Here is a 17,828-nt window from a genome sequence, read left to right on the forward strand (position 1 = left end):
CCGTCACATCCCCCGTCGCCGCGCGGCAATCCTTTGCAGCACGCTGAACGCGCCGAGCGCGAGCAGCAGCCCGGCGACGACGCCCACCGCGCCGAGCACGACAGGATGCCGCGCCGCCACCGTCCAGAGCCGCGCGTACCACGGCACGAAGCCGACCACGTACGGGTCGCCCACGCGCATGCTGTCGACCGACCCCGGCCGCACCAGCGCGAGGTCGCCTTGCAGCTGCGACACGAGCCCCGCGTTCTCGAACACGTCGAGCACGCTGCCGAGGCGCGCCGGGTCGGTCGCGCTCAGCGCGACGACGCTGCGGCCGCGGCTGCCCGGCAGCTCGAAGCCGAGCAGCGCCGCGAGCGAGCCGGTCTGTTCGATGCGCGCGCTGCCTTCGGCCATGCCGACGCCGTTGCGCCAGCGCTCCTTCACCGTGAACGCGACCCGCGTGCCGCCCGCGCCGCCCTGCTCGCCGAACGACAGCGGCAGCGCGTCGCGCCAGTGCCCGAGCAGCGTCAGCGACGGCGCGCCGTCGATCACGAGCAGATCCTTGTTGCCCGCCAGCGCGGCAACCTCGCCCGGCCGCACGACCTGCACGCGCAGCGCCGGGAAGCCGGTCCACTGGCCCATGTGGCCGAGCATCGTGAGGTAAGCCTCGAGCTCCTGCGGCGACGGCCGCCCGGCGACCACGACCGCGGTCTGCGACAAGTCCGCGAAGCGCGTGAACGGGAAGCCGCTGTTCGCGAAGTACGCGAGGTTCGGCAGCTGCGCGTAGTGGACGAAGTGCGAGAAGTCGATCGTCGAATCGGGATCGATCGCCGCGCGCTGCGGCTCGGTCGCGGTGCTCGAGCACAGGCCCGTCTTCTGCGAATCGAGCGTGAAGCGGAACTGCAGCTGGTTGCCGCTGCCGACGCGGAACGCCGGGATGTCGACGTCGCTCGTCACGCGCCCTTCCGGCACCGACAGCAGCGGCAGCTGCATGCGCCCGCGCGCGTCCTCGGCGTGGGACGGCCCGAGCCGGTACGACTTCACGAGCTGATCGTTGATCTCGACCGCGAGCGTCGAATTGTCCTGCACGGTCGGCGCCGTGTAGCGGTAGCGCAGCGTGATCGGCACGCCCGAGCCGTTCCACGAATGCAGGTCGGCCGGCACCCGCAGGTTCAGCCGGATCGCGTCCGGCGAGGTGCCGCGCACCTCGAGCTCGCGCGGGTCGCCGACCAGTTCGCGGAACGCGATCGGCCGGTCGACCGGCAGCCAGCGCGGCGCGTCGTACGGCTTGCGCGGCGCGCCGAGGTCGACGCGCGCGACCGTCGCCGACGGCCCCGACAGCGCCGCGCGGCCGAGCACCAGCGCCGCGACCGCGTCGTCGACTTCGGCCGCCGAGCGGCCGGTGACGACCAGCACCTTGCGCTCGGGCGCGGCCGGGTTGTCGGCGACCGCCAGCGTCGGGCCGGTGACGGACGGCAGCGCGAGGCCCGGCGGCAGCGCCGTGACGGGGCCGATCAGCACCGCGTTGTCGCTGGCTGGCAGCGCGGATGACACCGGGAAGCGCGCGTGGCGATAATCCGCGAGCGCGCCGAACCACGACGCGAGCACGCCGGCGCTCCTGAGCGTCGCCGTGTCGGGCGACGCGGGCAGCACGAACGGCAGGCGCAGCAGCCCGTTGTCGCGGCGATCGAAGAACGGCGCGGGCAGCAGCGCGAGATCATTCGGCAGCCGCACCGGCGACTCGTCGAGGATCAGCTCGCTGGTCGGGCTCACGTCCGCCCACAGCGCCGAATTCATCGGGTCTTCGCAGTGGTCGAGCGTGTAGTGCGCGATCAGGCGCAGGCCGATCTGGTTGAAATCGGAGAAATAGCGGGGATCGATCGGGATGTCCTGCGTGACCATCTTGCCCGCGCGCGGCGCGTCGAACGGCACGGTCGCGACCACCTCGCCGTTCACCGACACCTTCAGGTGCGACATCGGGAACACCAGCGACGGCGAATACGCGTAGGTCAGGCGCAGCCGCGCGCCGGTCACCACGCGGTCGAGCCGCACGCCGGCGTGGATGGTGCGCGCGTCGTCCGCGCCGCGCAGGCGCAGCGGGTCGAACGCACCGAGCGTCGCGAACGGCAGGCGCACGCTGGTCGCGCCCCGGCTGGCGGACGGCGGCGCGCTCGCGGCATCCGCGGGCGCGGCGGCGAGCGCCGAAGCCGGGGTCGGAACCACGGCCGGCGCCGGGCCGGGCGGCGTCTGCGTGGCAGCCGGCAGGCAGGCGGCATAGAACGTGCCGGCCGCGGCCGCGATCGAGACGAGAAACGACGCGGCCGGCTTCATCGGCCGCTCCGTTTCATCTGATGGTCGACGGTGTCGAAGGCGACGCATGCCGCGCCGCCGGGCAGGCGAATGCACATCCCCAATGCTTCCCCTCTCGTATACAGGTCTGATTGCCTTGAGAAACAGCACGAACGGTTGAAAGCGGCGCCCTCGCGCCGCCGCGCCGCGCGCCTGGCACCGGCGCGCGCACTCCCGTTTCGTCACACTATCTCAAAAATAGATTAAAACGTACCCCAATTCGAACGTACAAGGCGGAAAGGCCATGAATCCGGTCAGAAATGCCGGCGCAGCGCGCTGGGGGTACGAATTGCGCCGTTGTCACCGGATTGGTCGACCGGCACAATGCCGGGCGCATGCATCCTGTCGGCGCCATCCCGGCGCGCCGATCCGACAAACGGATGTCGGCGGCGATCCCGTTGCAGGCCGCCGGCCGCGCGCGTCCGCGTGAGCGGCGCGTATGCTACCGCATTCTGCCGCGCTTGGCCGCGCTTTCTTTGTGGAAAACCTGAATTGAATCAATCCGTCGCCATTGCCACGCCCGCCCCGGAAACCCTGCTGCGCATCATCGCCGCGCAAACCGAGATCGCGAAGCTCGGGCTCGATCTCGGCAGCGTGATGGCCTACGTGGCCGAACAGGTGCCGTGCCTGACCGGCGCGGCCGGCGCGGCGGTCGAGCTCGCCGAAGGCGACGACATGGTGTACCGCGCCGCGTCGGGCACCGCCGCCGGGATGCTCGGGCTGCGGCTGCGGCGCTCGGGCAGCCTGTCGGGCCGGTGCGTGACGCAGGGCGAGCTGCTGCGCTGCACCGATTCGGAAACCGACCCGCGCGTCGATCGCGACGCCTGCCGCCGGGTCGGGCTGCGCTCGATGCTCGTGATGCCGCTCACCCACCTCGATACGACGGTCGGCGTGCTGAAGGTGATGTCGCCCGCCGTCGACGGGTTCACGCCGGCCGACGCCGGCACGCTGCGGCTGATGGCCGAGCTGATCGCGGCCGCGATGTTCCACGCGGCGCGCAACGAGGCGAACGAGCTGTACCTGCGCGCGACGCACGACGCGCTCACCGGCCTGCCCAACCGCGCGCTGTTCTACGACCGCCTGCGCCAGTCGATGCACGCGGCGCTGCGCGGCCATGCCCGGCTCGGCATTCTGAACATCGACATGGACGGCCTGAAGCCGATCAACGACGTGCACGGCCATCGCGCGGGCGACGCCGCGCTGCGCGAGGCCGCGACGCGGATGATGGGCGCCGTGCGGCGCTCGGACACGGTCGCGCGGCTCGGCGGCGACGAGTTCGGCGTGATCCTGCCGAACATCCGCACCCGCACCGACGCGCAGACGCAAAGCGAACGGCTCGCGCAGACGGTCGGCGCGCCGTTCGAGTTCGAGGGGCGGCCGCTCGCGCTCGGCGTGAGCGTCGGGATCGCGATGCTGCCCGACGACGGCACCGAGATGAACGCGCTGATCGAACACGCGGACCAGGCGATGTACGAGGTCAAGCGGTCGCGGCGCAGCGCGCGCGAGGACGTGACTGCGTAACTGCGTGACGGTGTGACGGTGTGACGGTGTGACGGTGTGACGGCGTCGAGGGTACGACACCCGTTGCCGCCGGCCGCTCTTCAGAACCCCGACATCGCGATCGCGGCCCCGACGATCGCCCACTGGATCACCGCGATCAGCACCCCGGCCCGGCACAGGCCGATCGCGCCGCGCACGCGCGCATCGAGCGCCCGGCCCGCCTTCGCGGCATCGATCCAGCCGAGGTCGGCCAGCGCGCGGTCGAGCGCCGCGAGCGCATCGCCGGCGCCGTCCGGCGCCGTTGCCGTTGCCGCATGCGCGAGCGCCGCGAACAGCCGGCGGTCGATCGCGATCCGCACCGCATACCACAGCGCCGCGACACCCGACGCGGTGCTGACGGCCGCGAGCAGCACCCGCGCGAGTGGCGCGGCCATCCAGCCCGCTGCGACCCACCACCCCGCGCCCGCCGCCGCGAGCGCGGCCACGATCGCCCACGCGCCCGCATCGAGCGCGCCACGGGCCGCGGCAATCCGGTACGGCGCGGACGGGTCGCGCATCACGCGTCCCCCGCCGCGCGGCGGTCGATCCAGTGCTGCAGCACCGCGACGCCTTCGTCCGACCACACCGCGCGCGGCCGGGCCGCCCGCACCGCCGCGAGCGCGTCGCGCGCATCGGTCAGCCCGCGCCGCAGCGCCAGCCACGCGGCCGCGCACAGCACGCTGCGGCCGTAGCCGAGCGCGCAGCAGACCAGCACGTCGCGGCCCTCGCCGTGCAGGCGCTCGAGCGCCGCGACGGCCTGCTGCAACTGCAGCGCAGTCGGCGCAACGAGGTCGAGCTGCGGCACGCTCACATACGCGAGCGATGCATCGGCCGCGGCCCAGCGCGGCATCTCGGCGGTCAGGTCGACGAGCCCGGTGAACCCGTGCTTCCGGAGTTCGCGGGCGCTCGGCGCGCGGCCGATCGACACGCGTTCGTCGATGCGCGCGGGCGCCGGGTTGCGGAACGTCCACGCGCGCGAGTTGACGAACGCGCCGGCGATCGTCGGCGCGAACAGCAGCCGCATGAACGGCGCAAACCGGCCGTCGGCGCGCTTCTGGAATGCGGACGGCGCGCCGCGCCGGTAGATCCATGCGACGCACGCCAGCGCCAGCGCGCCCCACCCCGCCGCCAGCGCCCAGCCGGCCGCATGCGGAATGCACGCGAGCGCGACGAGCGCCGCGATGCCGGCGCCGAGCGCATAGCGGCGCGCGAGCGCGCGGCCGGCCGCGGACGGCGCCGCATCGGCGCCCGGCAGCCGGCCCGCCGCGTCGCGCAACGGGAACAGGAACAACGCGAGACAGCCGACCGCCGCGCCGGTCGGCACGTCGATCACGTGATGCTGATAGGTCGTCAGCACCGACACGCCGATCGCCGCGAACCAGGCATGCAGCACCGCGCGCGCCAGCGTGCCGCGCAGGTGCTTCGCGTAGACGGCCCACAATACGACGAGCAGCCCGATATGCAGCGACGGCGCCTGGTTGAACGGCTTGTCGAAACCCATCAGCAGCGTGAACAACGCGCCTGCCACGCCGCCCGCGTCGGGCCGCTCGAAGCCGAAGCGCAGCGGCCACGCGACGAAGCACGCGACCGAGATCAGCTGCACGGTCAGCAGGCGCTTCACGTGATCGAGCAGATCGTCGCGGCGGGCCCAGAACAGGAACGACAGCGCATACAGCAGGTCGATCGACCAGTACGGCACGATCGTCCACGGCACGAACGGAATCGAATGCTCCCAGCCGAACGCGAAGGTCGGCACCGCGTCGCGGCGCGCGGCGAGCCAGTTCGCGAAGCCGTAGGTCGAGAAGAACACCGCGCCCATCGCCGCGAGCCAGCCGACGCGCAGCGCGAGCGACGCGTCGCGCGCGCCGGCCGCGGCCGGGGCCTGGGCGGCCAGGCCGCGCGCGCGGCCGCCGAGCTCGCCCATCACGCGTCGACCCGCTGCGCGAGGCTCACCGTGAAGATCCCCATCGCGTCGATCCGCTGGTCGAGCTTGCGGAACCCCGCGCGCGCGACGAGTTCGTCCATCTCGGCCTGCGAACGGCGGCGCATCACCCAGGTCGCGTCGCCGCGATGGTTGTTCAGCGCGCGCGCGATGAATTCGAGCTGCGGATGCCACGGCTGCCCCGTATAGACGAGATAGCCGCCCGGCGGCACCGCCTGTGCGAGCCCGCGCAGCGAGCGCTCGATCAGCGCGTTCTCGCCGAACAGCTCGTACAGGCCCGACACGATCGCGAGCGTCGGCTGCGGCGCGAGCGCCGCCAGCGACGCGTCGTCGAACGCGTCGCCGCGCTCGAAGCGCGCGATCGCTTCGAGGCCGCGCTGCGCGATCAGCGCGCGCCCCGCCTCGACGTTCGGCGGGCTGTAGTCGCGCAGCGTGATGTCGTCGGGCGCGGCGCCGTCGCGCTCGGCCGCCGACGCGATCGCGTCGAGCACATAGCGGCCGTGCCCGGCCGCGATGTCGACGATCCGCACCGGCTCGCTGGCGCCGCGCAGCCGCGCGATCGCCGCGCCGATCAGTTCCTGCAGATGAATCTTGCGCTGGCGGATGCCGGCCCAGCCCGGCGAATCGAGGTAGGTGCGGTCGATCAGCCGGCCGATGCCGAGCCGGCCTTGCGCATCGTTGCGATACACGTAGTCGAGCGTCGAGCCCGAATCGAAGCCGAGCTTCAGGCCGAGCGCGATGCCGTCCGACAGCGCGCCGCCCGCCTTCAGCCCCGCGCGCGTGATCGCCCAGTACGCGCGCGCGAGCGGATTCGCGGGCGGCCGCGCGAGCGCCGCGTATTCGTCATGGAACGCGCCGCGCCGGTCGGCGTCGGCGAGCGACACGCGTGGGCTCGGCGTGTCGAATTCGCGCAGCACGAACGCGCGCAGCGGCGCGAGCGCCTGCGCGCGGTCGCGCTCGCCGAGCGTGTCGTGATAGAAGCCCGGCAGCACGATGCGCTCCTTGCGCGCCGAGCCGAGCCGCTCGTAGAAGCGGTCCTGCGGGCCGCGATGGACCACCCAGTCCGCGCCGGAAATCAGCAGTTGCGTCGGCACCGTGATCGCCGCCGCGTCCGCGACGATCCGCTGCGCGGTGTCGTGCAGGTCGAGCAGCATGTTGACCGCGATCGGCCGCGTGATCAGCGGATCGGCCGCGTAGCTCGCGATGCGCTCGGGGTCGTGCGTGAGGAATTTCGGCTTCACGTAGCTGTTCACGTAGAACAGCCCGCGCAGCTTGTGCATCAGCCGCAGGCCGGGCCGCGCGAACGGCACGTAGAGCTTGATGTGGAACGCCGGCGACGCGACCGCCAGGCAGCGGATCGGCGGCGCGTAGTCGTGCGCCCAGGTTGCCGCGAGCACCGCGCCGACGCTCTGGCCGACGACGGCCATGTCCTCGATCGCGATGCCATGCGTGTCGCGGATGTGCTCGACGAAGGTCTGCAGGTCGCGCACCGACGCGGCCGCGCTCGGGCTGTAGCCGCGCGCGCCGGGCGAGCGGCCGTGGCCGCGCGCGTCCCACGCGAAGAACGCGAACTCGGGCAGGTCGAGCTCGTCGACGAGGTGCGCGACGCGCGCCGAATGCTCGTGGCCGCGATGCAGCAGCACGATCGCGCCGCGGCAGCGCTCGCCCGTCGCGGGCCAGTGACGGTAGAACAGCGGTTCGCCGTCGTGCGTGGTGAATTCCGCCTCGCGGGCGATGCGTGTGCTCATGCGATCTTTCTCGTTTCGTTATTCGAAGCAACAACGCGACGCCGCCCTCCGGCGTCGCCCGCTCAACCGCCCGCTTCGGCGATGCCGGCCCGCACGCGCCGCACGACGGTCACGGCCGACAGCACGATCAGCAGCCGCCACAGCCACGCGGCGAGGCCGCCGGCCGGCAGGCCGACGCCGATCCACAGCGCGAACGCGCCGAGCGCGAACGCGCGGTCGCTCTTGCCGAACGGGCCGTCGTAGCGGCGGCTCGCGCCGACGAGCGGGCCGATCAGGCCTGCGCATTCGACGATCACCGCCAGCAGCGCGAACAGCCACACGTCCGCCTGCGAGAACGCAGACACCGCGAGGAACGGCAGCACCAGCGCGACGTCCGACACGACGTCGCCGAGCTCGTTCAGGTACGCGCCGAGCGTGCTCTTCTGGCCGTGCTCGCGCGCGAGCATGCCGTCGATCGCGTTGAGCGCCATGCGCACGAACAGCCATACGGGAATCAGCAGGAACAGCGCCGGCGCGAACGCGCCGAGCCCGGCCAGCGCGCCGACGACGATCGAGCCGCCGGCCGCGAACAGCGTGACCTGGTTCGCGGTGACGCCGCGTTCGACGAGGGAATTCGCGAGCGGTCGCAGGCGGTTCTGGAATTTGGGTTTGAGTGCGTACAGGCTCATCGTTTTAATTGGCACCGCTTGGGGTTCGTCTCCGCGGGCGGCCCCCGGTGCGGAAACGGTCGACTACTGGACGGGCATAATCGTCGCCGAGCGGCCCCCGGGCGTCAAGCGCGCGGCCGGCGCGGCGATCTGGCGTTTTTCCGGGAAACTCGCGATAATCCGCTGGCCCGAATGCAATGCAACATGGTTGCAAATCGTATTCGCGCACTCGTGCAATAGCGATCACTCCCGCCGGCAATCGTGCAACCCGCCGATTATCGCGGACCAGCGACAGGCACTCACTCATTTGAAAAAATTTAAACATGGGCCGTCCGATGCGCATCGCGCCGCATCGGCATTCCGGGATGCCGTCCGTCACGCGTGCGCCGCGCGGCGGGCGTGCGAACCGCAACGACAGGAGGCGCGCCGCCGATGAACATCCTGCATGCATGGCAGCGCGACTTCCTGCTGACGATCGTGCGGCTCGTCGCCGGCGCCTATCCGGTCTGGCACCAGGCGCCGCCGAGCCCGACGCAGAAGATCTACTTCTCGAACCATACGAGCCACATCGACACGCTCGCGATCCTCGCGGCGCTGCCGCGCGACGTGCGCGCGGTGGTGCGGCCGGTGGCCGCGCGCGACTACTGGGACAGCAGCGACATGAAGCGCCACATCGCGCAGAAGCTGCTGAACGTCGTGCTGATCGACCGCCACCGCGAGACTGGCGGCGACCCGCTCGACCCCGTGCGCGACGCGCTCGCGCAGGGCCATTCGATCATCATCTTCCCCGAAGGCACGCGCAGCGCCGAGGCGCTGCCGCAACCGTTCAAGAGCGGGCTGTTCCATCTCGCGAGCGAATTCCCGAACGTCGCGCTCGCGCCCGTCTACCTGGAGAACCTGCAGCGGATCATGCCGAAAGGCGCGATCTGGCCGGTGCCGCTGATCTGCAAGGTGCACTTCGGCGCGAACGAGGCGCGCGGCGACCAGGAAGACAAGGCGTCGTTCCTCGCCCGCATGCGCGACGCGATCGTCGCGCTCGCGCCGCACCGGCCGGCAGGCTGAGCGCGGCGCGCCCCCTCTTCATCCGGACAACCACATCCACATGCGAACACTTTTCTGGGAACTGGTCGCGGGCGTCACCGCGCTGCTGAGCGTCGCGACCGTGATCGGCGCGATCCTCGGCGCGCGCAGCGGCGGCACGAGCGCGACGATCGTCAACCTGAACCAGCGCATCCGTGCATGGTGGGCCATGATCGCGGTGATGGTGATCGCGATCGGCCTCGGCAACAACGTCACCTACCTCGTGTTCGCGGTGCTGTCGTATCTCACGCTGCGCGAATTCATCACGCTCACGCCGACCACCGCGAGCGATCACACGACGCTGTTCATCGCGTTCTTCGTCGCGATCCCGGTGCAGTACCTGCTGCTCGGGATCAACTGGTACGGCATGTATTCGATCTTCGTGCCGGTGCACCTGTTCTTCGCGATGTCGCTCGTGTCGGCGCTCACGCAGGACACGCGCGAATTCCTGAGCCGCAACGCGAAGATCAACTGGGCGCTGATGGTGTGCGTCTATGGGCTGAGCCATGCGCCCGCCGTGCTGATCCTCGACATTCCGCGTTACACCGGGCAGAACGCGCTGCTGCTGTTCTTCTTCCTCGTCGTCGTGCAGATCAGCGACGTGCTGCAGTACGTGGTCGGCAAGCTGTTCGGACGCCGCAAGATCGCGCCGCGCCTGTCGCCGTCGAAGACGATCGAGGGCTTCGTCGGCGGCGGCCTGCTCGCGACGCTGTGCGGCGCGTCGCTGTATCGCGTGACGCCGTTCAGCTTCGGCGCCGCGTTCGGCATCTCGCTCGCGATCGTGGTCGCCGGCTTCGTCGGCGGGCTCGTGCTGTCGGCCGTCAAGCGCTCGCTCGGCACCAAGGACTGGGGCTCGATGATCGCCGGCCACGGCGGGATGCTCGACCGCGTCGATTCGATCTGCTTCGCCGCGCCGGTGTTCTTCCACCTCGTCCGCTATCTGTACGTGTGACGCGGCGGCGGCAGGCGCCGCCGTTGCCGCCCGCGCGCCGCGTTCATGCCGGCGCGCGGCGCCTCAATACCCTTCCCGCAGCGCCTTCGGCACCACGTAGCGCCCGCGCGCGTCGTCGAACTTCACCGTGTAGCGCGCATGGATCGCGCGGCTGCCGCGCGTGCCGGTTTCGGTCACCGTCAGCGGATACACGGCGCCGGTGGCCGTCGTGTCGGGCGCGATCTCGAAGCGGCGTGCCTCGCAGCGCGCCTGCGCATTCGCGCATTCGGACGACTCGGCATTGTCGAGCGCCTCGTTGATGCGCGGCGCCGCCAGCACCAGCGCATTGCCGTGCGGCAGCCAGATCGCGCGGAGGCTTTGCGTGTAGCCTTGCCGCGTGTCGCTGTCGCCGATGACGAAACCGAACAGGCGCGGCCCGAGCCGCTGAATGCTCACGGTGCCCGGCGCGCCGCGCTTGCCGGACGCGATGTCCGTCTTCGTCAGCACCGGTTCGAGCCCCTTGCCGTCCGGCGACGGGCGCAGCACGTACAGGTCGATCGTGCCCGGCGTGGCGTCCGAATCCATGCCCGGCATGCCGTCCTGCACGCTCGCGGCGGTCTCGCCGCACATCGCGAGCAGGTAGCGCGGGCCGTCCGGCGTGGCGACGCGCAGCGTTCCGCACGGCTGGTAGATGGCATCGTCCGGGTCCTGCTGCCAGCCCTTGCGATCGGCGCGCCACGCGCCGTAGTGATCGCGGATGAACGCATGCAGCAGGCGGTCGGCAGGCGCGGAGCGCGCCGGCAGCGCGGCGAACAGCGCGCAGGCGGTAATCGTCAGCAGGCGGCCGACGGAACGGTCAGGGTGTTTCAACGGGACAGGCGTGGTCGTTTTTGTCATGTCGTCGCGCAGCGCAAGCCGGCCGGGAGCCGCCGGCTCGTCGATTTCGGAATCGCGACAGCTTATCAGGAGAAAGCGGCAGACCAGCCGGCAGCGTGGTTCCCGCGCTGCATCGCGGGAACCGAACGACAAAGCCGTGTGCAGCGCGGAGCGGCGCGCCCGTCACCGTCGCGCCGCCCTCGCCTGCTGCTCAAGGAAACGCCGGAATCGTCGGATCGTGCCCCTTGACGCCCGCATCCGGGTGATGCTGCTTGATCAGCGCCTCGATTTCGTCGACGCGATCGGTCTTGACGTCCACCATCAACAGCAGCTCGCCACCCTCGACCGCGCCCTCGAAGCGCTTGAGCCGTGTATTCGGCACGTTGACGCCGATCATCGTCGAAGTCCACGCGCCGAACCCGGCGCTGAGCAGCGTGATCAGCACGACGGCGCCCGCGCCGAGCTTCAGCCCCTCCGGCTGGTACAGCAGCGCGGCGAGCCCGACCGCCATCCCCACCAGCCAGCCGACCAGCGTGCCGCGCCCGAGCGCCGGCAGCAGGTCGCTGCGCTGCGCGAGTGTCGCTTGCGGCAGGTTTTCGGTTTCCACGCCCGGCGCGGCCAGCACATGAACATGCCGCCATTCGACGTGGCGGAGCAATAATTCGTCGATGATCCGCGACGCACTTTTCGCATTGGGCAACAGCACGTAGATTCTTCGCATTTCGCGCCTCTCCTTCCGGCGAACGCGGACGCCCGCGACACCTGCATCGCGGCACGTGACGCCGGATCATGCGCCGCGACGATCGGAATCTTTCCATATTAGTCGCTATCCGCGGCGACATACGGGCGGCGAGCCGCCTCGCCATCATCGAAGTGCGTGCCGGAATCCCGGCGGCCGACCACGGGGACGAACCGGCGTCCGCCGGCCCGCTGCGTCATTGCGCGTCGGTCGTGCCGGCGTCGATCGACAGCGCCTCGCCGATCGCATAGAAGTTGCCGCCCGCGATGTAGTGCAGGCTGCGCAATGCCGGGTCGGCCTGCTCGAAATGCCAGTGGCCGTCGCTGAACACGCGCGTGTCGGACCACGCGCCGACGACCTCGCCGATGAACAGGTCGTAGGTCTGCTGGTTGTGCGGCTCCGGAATCAGCTTGCACGCGAGCCAGCCCGAGCAGCCGGCGACGAACGGCAGGTCGTGCCCTTCGACGTCGAACAGCGCGACGCCGGCTTCGCGCAGCTTGTCCGGCCGGTCGGCGAGGCTGTGGCTGCCGACCGCATGCGTGAGCGCCAGCTGCGCGGCGGTCGGGATCTGGATCACGAACGTGCCGCTGCGCTCGACGAGTTCGCGGGTCTTCGCGGACTTGTCGAGCACGACCGTCAGCTTCGGCGGCATGAAGTCGAGCGCGCAGGCCCACGCGGCGGCCATCACGTTGTCGGTGCCGCCGTGACGCGCCGACACGAGCACGGTCGGGCCGTGATTGAGGAGACGGTAGGCCTTCTTCAGCTCCACCGGAGCGATATGACTGTCCATTCAGTTCTCTCGACACGATTCTGCAAACGCCCGCATTCTCGCATCGACGGGCAGCGACGGATCGAATCCACCTGCTCGCTTCGCGTGTATCGGCGCCGCCCTCCGCATCGAATCCCGCCGTTCGCGCGGCGGCCGGCCGACACGCCGCGCACTCGCCTGCACGGCCGTCAGCGCCGCCCCGCCGCCCAATCGACTGCCGCCTCGAACAACGCGAGCCCGGCCGGCGACAGGTTCACGAACGTGTCGTTGTCGAGGAAGAACATCACGCGTCGCGCCGGCGCGAGCGCTTCGTAGTCCATCGTCGCGCCCTTCTCGTACGCGAAGATCGCGGCCTTGTCCGGCTGCCCGTACACGGTCGCGATGATGCTAGCGCCGAGCCCCGGCTTGCCCCAGCTCATCGGCGCCTGCTTGCCGTACACGTTCGTCGCGCCCGCCGGCAACCCCGCCGCGATCGGGTGCGGCGCGTTGACGAGCCACACGTAGCGCTCCTTGCCCGTCTCGCCGAAGTCGACGTCGTGGCGCTTGCCGGTCATCGCGAGATCGTCGAGCAGGTCGTTCTCCCAAGTGACAAGCGGCTTGTCGAGCGTGCGCCAGCCCGCCGCGACGTTCTTCGCCGACACGGTCGACGAGATGATCACGAGGTCCGCATCGCGCGCCGCATCGGGCGCCGCGGCCTGGTCGACGAAGCGCACCGCGTAGCCGCGCGTGCTCAGGTGCGCGCCGATCCGTTCGTCGACCTTCAGGTTCGGGCCGCCGGTCTGCACGAGTATCGCGACGCGCGCGGCCGGCGCGGGCTGCGCGCGCTGCACGTTCTGTTCGGCGGCCGATGCGGGCGACACGCCGGCAACGCCCGCCGCGATCGCAATCGCCGAACCGGCGAGCGCGCGCAATGCGCCGCGCCGCGTCAACGCCGCCGCGCGGTGCGTCAGGTGCTTCATGTTTCCGTTCATTCCATGATCTCCGAGGCCGCGCGACGCTTCGCGCGGCAAATGATGCGACGACGGGTGCGTCAGAACTGCAGCGTCGTCAGCAGCGACACCTGCCGCGCATCGCCGAGCGCGACGAAATAGCGGTTCGCGCTCGACGGGTAGTACGTGCGATTGAAAAGGTTCTTCACGTTGAGCTGCAGCGACAGCTTCTGCTTGCCGATGCGCGTGTCGTAGGTCGCGAACGCATCGGCAAGCACGTACGACGGCAGCGTGAAACTGTTCGCCGAATCGCCGGGCCGTGCGCCGACGTAGCGCGCGGCCGCGCCGATCCGCAGGTCGTCGCCGCCCGCCAGCGTGCCGACGTCGTAGACGGCCGCGATCGACCCCGTATGGCGCGCGACGTTCCAGAGCCGGTTGCCCGCATACAGCGGATCCTCGATCGTCTTCGCGTCGATGTACGCGTAGCTCGCGATCACGTTCCAGCGTTCGCCGATCTTGCCCGACACGTCGAGCTCGACGCCGCGCGAGCGCGCCTTGCCGGACGTGCGCCAGTCGGTGAGCTTGGTCGTGTCGTTGAACTGCGACACGAGCACGTTCTTCTTGTCGATGTTGAACAACGCGAGCGAGCCTGTGAGACCGCCCGGCAGGTCGAGCTTGCCGCCCACTTCCCATGCGGTCGCCTCCTCGGGCGGCGTCGCGCCGTCGATCACGAAGCCGGATGCCATCGGCGCGATCGACGACGACGGTTTCAGCGACTGCGAGTAGCTGCCGTACAGCGAGAACGCGTCGTTCCACTTGTAGACGACGCCCGCGCGCGGCAGCCATTTCGAGCCGCTCAGGTCGGTGTTCGCCTTGAACGGCCGGCCGCGCCCCGCAACCTGGTTGTACGTGATGAAGCGCAGGCCGCCCGACACGATCCACTTGTCGGTCACGTGGATGCTGTCCTGGAAGAACACGGACGCGTCGTGCAGCGTGTCGGTCTGGTCGCTGTCGCTCGCGGACACGGTGCTCGACGGCGGCAGCAGCCCGTACACCGGATCCACGTAGCTGAACGGCGTCTTCACGGCCTGCCGCAGCATGTCCTTGCGGTAGATGCGGCGGTACTCGCTGTCGACGCCGAACTGCAGGTCGTGGCGCATCCCCGCGAGCCGCAGCTTGCCGTTCACGTACGCGATCCCGTAGCTGTCGGTGCTGAGCGAGCCGTGCGTCGCGTCGTTGCTGCGCGTCAGCGTGCCCTGCGCGGGGTTCACGCCGGTGATGCGGATCTGGTTCGCGTCATAGGTTTCGCGGTTGTAGCTGTAGCCGAAGTGCGCCTTCCAGTCGGCGTTGATCTGGTGGTCGACCGACAGCTGCGCGAGATGCGATTCGCCGTCCATGCTGTTGAACGGCTCGTCGAGGCGGCGCCGCGCGGGAATGTCGAGCGGCGCGCCAGTGCGCGGGTCGAGCGCGGTGCCGCGATCGAACGGCGAATGGAATTTCCGGTATTCGTAGGACAGCACCACCTGCGTGTCGCGCCCGTACCATGCCAGCGACGGCGCGACGAAGGTCTGCCGGTATTCGCCGAAGTTGCGCCAGTACTGCTCGTTCGACTGGTCGACGATCAGCCGGTAGGCGAGCGGCGTGTCGCCGATCGGGCCGGTCGAGTCGAAGGTCGCGCTGCCGCCGTTCTTGCCGTGGCCGAATGTCGACGCGCCGACCGACACCGCGTTGTAGCGCGTGAGCTGCGGCTGCTTCGCGACGACGTTGACGACGCCGCCCGGATCCATCAGCCCGTACAGCAGCGCCGTCGGGCCCTTCAGCACCTCGACGCTGTCGACCGCCGCGTTGAACGAGCGGCCCTGCACGATCGGCATCCCGTTGTGCATCACCGAGCCGTCGCGGTTGTCGCCGAAGCCGCGCTTCATGATCGTGTCCTGCGTGCCGGCGAGCGTGTTGCCCTGCGTGATGCCGCTCACGTTGCCGAGCGCATCGTCGAGATTGCGCGGACGCTGGTCGCGCAGCACCTGCGCGGGCACGATCGCGACAGCCTGCGCGGTGTCGAGCAGCGGGATGTCCGAGCGCAGCACGCCGGCCTCCTGCGGCGGCCGGTAGCTTTCCGCGCGGATCGCGCTGCTGCGCACCGCGATCGTCGGCAGTTCCGCGCCGGCGCCGGCAGCGGCCGCCGGCTGCGCGGCCGGCGCGCTGCCGGTGCGCATCAGCGTATAGCCGCCGCCCGGCTGGCGCAGCGCGACGAGCCCGGTGCCCGCGAGCAGGCGGTCGAGCCCGCCTTCGACGTCGAACCGGCCGTGCAGGCCGCCGCTCGTCCGGCCGGCGGCCAGATCGGCGGGAAACGCAAGCAGGATGCCCGCGTCGCGCCCGAAGCGATTGAGCGCCGCTTCGAGCGGGCCGGCCGGGATATCGAACGCGCGGCGCGACGCGCGCTGCGCGGCCGCGGATGTCGCGTCGGCGTCGGTGTCGGTGTCGGGGGCGGCCAGCGCGGGCAGCGGCAGCAGCGCCGACAGCAGGACGGCGCCGGCCAGCCGGTGGGCAAGGCCGCGCGAGGCGGCAGGTGCGGCGGAGATGGCCGCGCGCGGGCGCGGCGGCAACGCGCGCCGGGAAGCCGGTCGGCGGCGGCGCATCAGACGGGTGGAAGCCATGTTCGGGGTGTCGGTAGGCGATGGTTCGGTGCTGCTCTCATGACCCATGTCACGCGAAACGCGAAAACAGCTCACACAGATGCAGGATTTTTTCAGGGACGCTCACGAACCGGCCGGCACGACCGTCGCCCAGTAGCGGGTCACGTGCGCGACGTCGATCGGCAATGTCGTCTTCAGCGTGTCGAGCACGCGATCGGGATCGTCCAGCGGAAACGTGCCCGACACCCGCAGGTCGGCCACGGCCGCGTCGCAACGCAGGCTGCCGCGGCGATAGCGGCCGAGCTCGGCAACCAGGTCCGCGAGCCGCATGCGCGACGCGACGATCATCCCGTCGGTCCATGCGGACGCGTACGCATCGAGCGGCGCGCTCGCGCCAACCGCATCGCGCGTGAAATCGGCGCCCTCGCCCGCGGCGATCACGCGCGCGCCGCCTGGCGCGCGGCCGGGCTGCACCCGCACCGCGCCGGCGAACACCTCGATGCGGCTCGCGCCATCGCGCTGCCGCACCGAGAAGCGCGTGCCGAGCGGACGAAGCTCGCCGTCGTCGGTCGCGATCACGAGCGCACGCGCGAGCCCGCGATCGTCGTGGCCGCTCGTCACCATGATCGTGCCGTGCAGCAAGCGCAGGCGCCGTTCGCGATCGTCGAAGCGCACGTCGAGCGCCGTGTCGGTGTCGAGCACGACGACCGTGCGATCGGCGAGCGTCACCGTGCGCCGTTCGCCGACCGTCGTGCGCAGGTCGGCCTGCCGGACAGCCCAGCGCCGTGACGGTTCGGCCATCCACGCCGCGCCGCCCGCGAACAGCAGCACCGCGAGCGCCTTCACGGCCGCGCGGCGGCGGCCCGAGCGCGGCGGCAGCAGCGCCGCGCGCGCGGCCCGCGTGTCGAGGCCGTCGGCGAGCCGGCTCAGCCTGCCGTGCACGGCTTCGATGTGGCGCCACGCGGCGTCGTGGCTCGGGTCCGCCGCGCGCCAGCGCGCGAGCTCGGCCGCGAACGCGGCATCCGTGTTGCCGGCCTGGAGATCGACCCACCACTCGACCGCGCGCTGCGCGACCTGCGGCGCAATCGCCGGCGTACCCGATGCGGCCATCGGTCAGGCCGCCATCGCGAAATAGCACTGCGTGCCGGCCTTCACCAGGTAGCGCTTGACCGTCGCGAGCGACACGCCGAGTTCGGCCGCGATCTCGGCCTGCGCGAGCCCGTCGAGTTGCGACAGCAGGAATGCGCGCTTCGCGGCGAGCGGCAGGCCGTCGAGCAGCCGGTCGATCTCGAGCAGCGTCTCGAGCACGACCGCGCGCTCCTCCGGCGACGGCGCATGCGCGTCGGGGCGCAGCGCGAGCGCGTCGAGGTAAGCGCGCTCGAGCTGCTCGCGGCGCCAGTGGTTGTACAGCACGCGCTGCGCGACCGTCGTCAGGAACGCGCGCGGCTCGGCGGCGCCGATCGGCTCGTCGCGCGCCAGCAGCCGCATGAACGTGTCGTGCGCGAGATCGGCCGCGCGGTGCGCGCAACCCAGCTTCCTGTTCAGCCAACCACGCAGCCACGCGTGATGGCCGACGTACAGGGCGTCGATTTCGCGGTACAGAGGGAGCTTGTCAGCGGACATGGCCGGGTTCCGGGCGCGGGCGCGCGAGCGCATTCGTAAAT

General features: G+C 70.9%; 15 protein-coding genes. 3 read left to right on the forward strand and 12 right to left on the reverse strand.

What is annotated here, in order from left to right; genetic code table 11:
* Positions 1-3 precede the first annotated feature (3 nt).
* Positions 4-2,310, reverse strand: a complete 2,307-nt coding sequence (gene bcsB, locus ABFO07_RS12215; RefSeq protein WP_347467344.1) for a cellulose biosynthesis cyclic di-GMP-binding regulatory protein BcsB — start codon at positions 2,308-2,310, stop codon at positions 4-6.
* 510 nt (positions 2,311-2,820) lie between these two features.
* On the opposite strand from bcsB, the gene ABFO07_RS12220 reads away from it, so the two are divergent.
* On the forward strand, positions 2,821-3,849 hold the full coding sequence (locus tag ABFO07_RS12220; protein WP_347467346.1) for a sensor domain-containing diguanylate cyclase: 1,029 nt from the start codon (positions 2,821-2,823) through the stop codon (positions 3,847-3,849).
* Positions 3,850-3,929: 80 nt separating this feature from the next.
* Here ABFO07_RS12220 and ABFO07_RS12225 read toward each other — a convergent pair whose 3' ends face one another.
* From ABFO07_RS12225 to ABFO07_RS12240, 4 genes are all read right to left on the reverse strand, one after another.
* Positions 3,930-4,385, reverse strand: coding sequence for a hypothetical protein (locus tag ABFO07_RS12225; protein ID WP_059989279.1), 456 nt, complete (start codon positions 4,383-4,385; stop codon positions 3,930-3,932).
* Positions 4,385-5,791, reverse strand: coding sequence for a phosphatase PAP2/dual specificity phosphatase family protein (locus ABFO07_RS12230; protein WP_347467349.1), 1,407 nt, complete (start codon positions 5,789-5,791; stop codon positions 4,385-4,387). The genes ABFO07_RS12225 and ABFO07_RS12230 overlap by 1 nt, the downstream gene beginning before the upstream one ends.
* Complete coding sequence (locus ABFO07_RS12235) at positions 5,791-7,557, reverse strand: bifunctional alpha/beta hydrolase/class I SAM-dependent methyltransferase (RefSeq protein WP_059805452.1); 1,767 nt, start codon at positions 7,555-7,557, stop codon at positions 5,791-5,793. The genes ABFO07_RS12230 and ABFO07_RS12235 overlap by 1 nt, the downstream gene beginning before the upstream one ends.
* A 62-nt stretch (positions 7,558-7,619) precedes the next feature.
* Entirely contained in the window at positions 7,620-8,225 is a 606-nt protein-coding gene (locus ABFO07_RS12240) for a CDP-alcohol phosphatidyltransferase family protein (RefSeq protein ID WP_059567022.1), read from the reverse strand.
* A 411-nt stretch (positions 8,226-8,636) separates the two neighbouring features.
* Here ABFO07_RS12240 and ABFO07_RS12245 point away from each other — a divergent pair, with 411 nt between their 5' ends.
* Positions 8,637-9,266 carry a lysophospholipid acyltransferase family protein gene (locus tag ABFO07_RS12245; RefSeq protein ID WP_059567190.1) on the forward strand — a complete coding sequence of 210 codons (630 nt, stop codon included), beginning with the start codon at positions 8,637-8,639 and terminating at the stop codon, positions 9,264-9,266.
* A 40-nt stretch (positions 9,267-9,306) separates the two neighbouring features.
* Positions 9,307-10,236, forward strand: a complete 930-nt coding sequence (locus ABFO07_RS12250) for a phosphatidate cytidylyltransferase (protein WP_059567020.1) — start codon at positions 9,307-9,309, stop codon at positions 10,234-10,236.
* A 63-nt stretch (positions 10,237-10,299) separates the two neighbouring features.
* Here ABFO07_RS12250 and ABFO07_RS12255 read toward each other — a convergent pair whose 3' ends face one another.
* The 7 genes from ABFO07_RS12255 to ABFO07_RS12285 all read right to left on the reverse strand — a co-directional run bounded on the left by ABFO07_RS12255 (position 10,300) and on the right by ABFO07_RS12285 (position 17,787).
* Positions 10,300-11,112, reverse strand: coding sequence for a hypothetical protein (locus ABFO07_RS12255; protein ID WP_059885568.1), 813 nt, complete (start codon positions 11,110-11,112; stop codon positions 10,300-10,302).
* 190 nt (positions 11,113-11,302) lie between these two features.
* Positions 11,303-11,812, reverse strand: a complete 510-nt coding sequence (locus tag ABFO07_RS12260) for a hypothetical protein (RefSeq protein WP_060016824.1) — start codon at positions 11,810-11,812, stop codon at positions 11,303-11,305.
* Positions 11,813-12,026: 214 nt separating this feature from the next.
* Positions 12,027-12,620: a flavin reductase family protein gene (locus tag ABFO07_RS12265; protein ID WP_059885566.1), complete on the reverse strand. Its 594-nt coding sequence runs from the start codon at positions 12,618-12,620 to the stop codon at positions 12,027-12,029.
* Between the two features lie 167 nt (positions 12,621-12,787).
* Positions 12,788-13,570 carry a hypothetical protein gene (locus ABFO07_RS12270; RefSeq protein WP_347467354.1) on the reverse strand — a complete coding sequence of 261 codons (783 nt, stop codon included), beginning with the start codon at positions 13,568-13,570 and terminating at the stop codon, positions 12,788-12,790.
* 59 nt (positions 13,571-13,629) lie between these two features.
* Positions 13,630-16,233 (reverse strand): TonB-dependent siderophore receptor, encoded by a 2,604-nt coding sequence (locus ABFO07_RS12275; RefSeq protein WP_060016828.1) that lies wholly within the window; start codon positions 16,231-16,233, stop codon positions 13,630-13,632.
* Between the two features lie 54 nt (positions 16,234-16,287).
* Complete coding sequence (locus tag ABFO07_RS12280) at positions 16,288-17,274, reverse strand: FecR domain-containing protein (protein WP_347467355.1); 987 nt, start codon at positions 17,272-17,274, stop codon at positions 16,288-16,290.
* A gap of 3 nt (positions 17,275-17,277) precedes the next feature.
* A complete protein-coding gene (locus ABFO07_RS12285) occupies positions 17,278-17,787 on the reverse strand; it encodes a sigma-70 family RNA polymerase sigma factor (protein WP_026044829.1) in 510 nt (169 codons plus the stop codon).
* Positions 17,788-17,828 lie beyond the last annotated feature (41 nt).

This window comes from Burkholderia stagnalis (assembly GCF_039848545.1).
Lineage (GTDB): Bacteria > Pseudomonadota > Gammaproteobacteria > Burkholderiales > Burkholderiaceae > Burkholderia > Burkholderia stagnalis.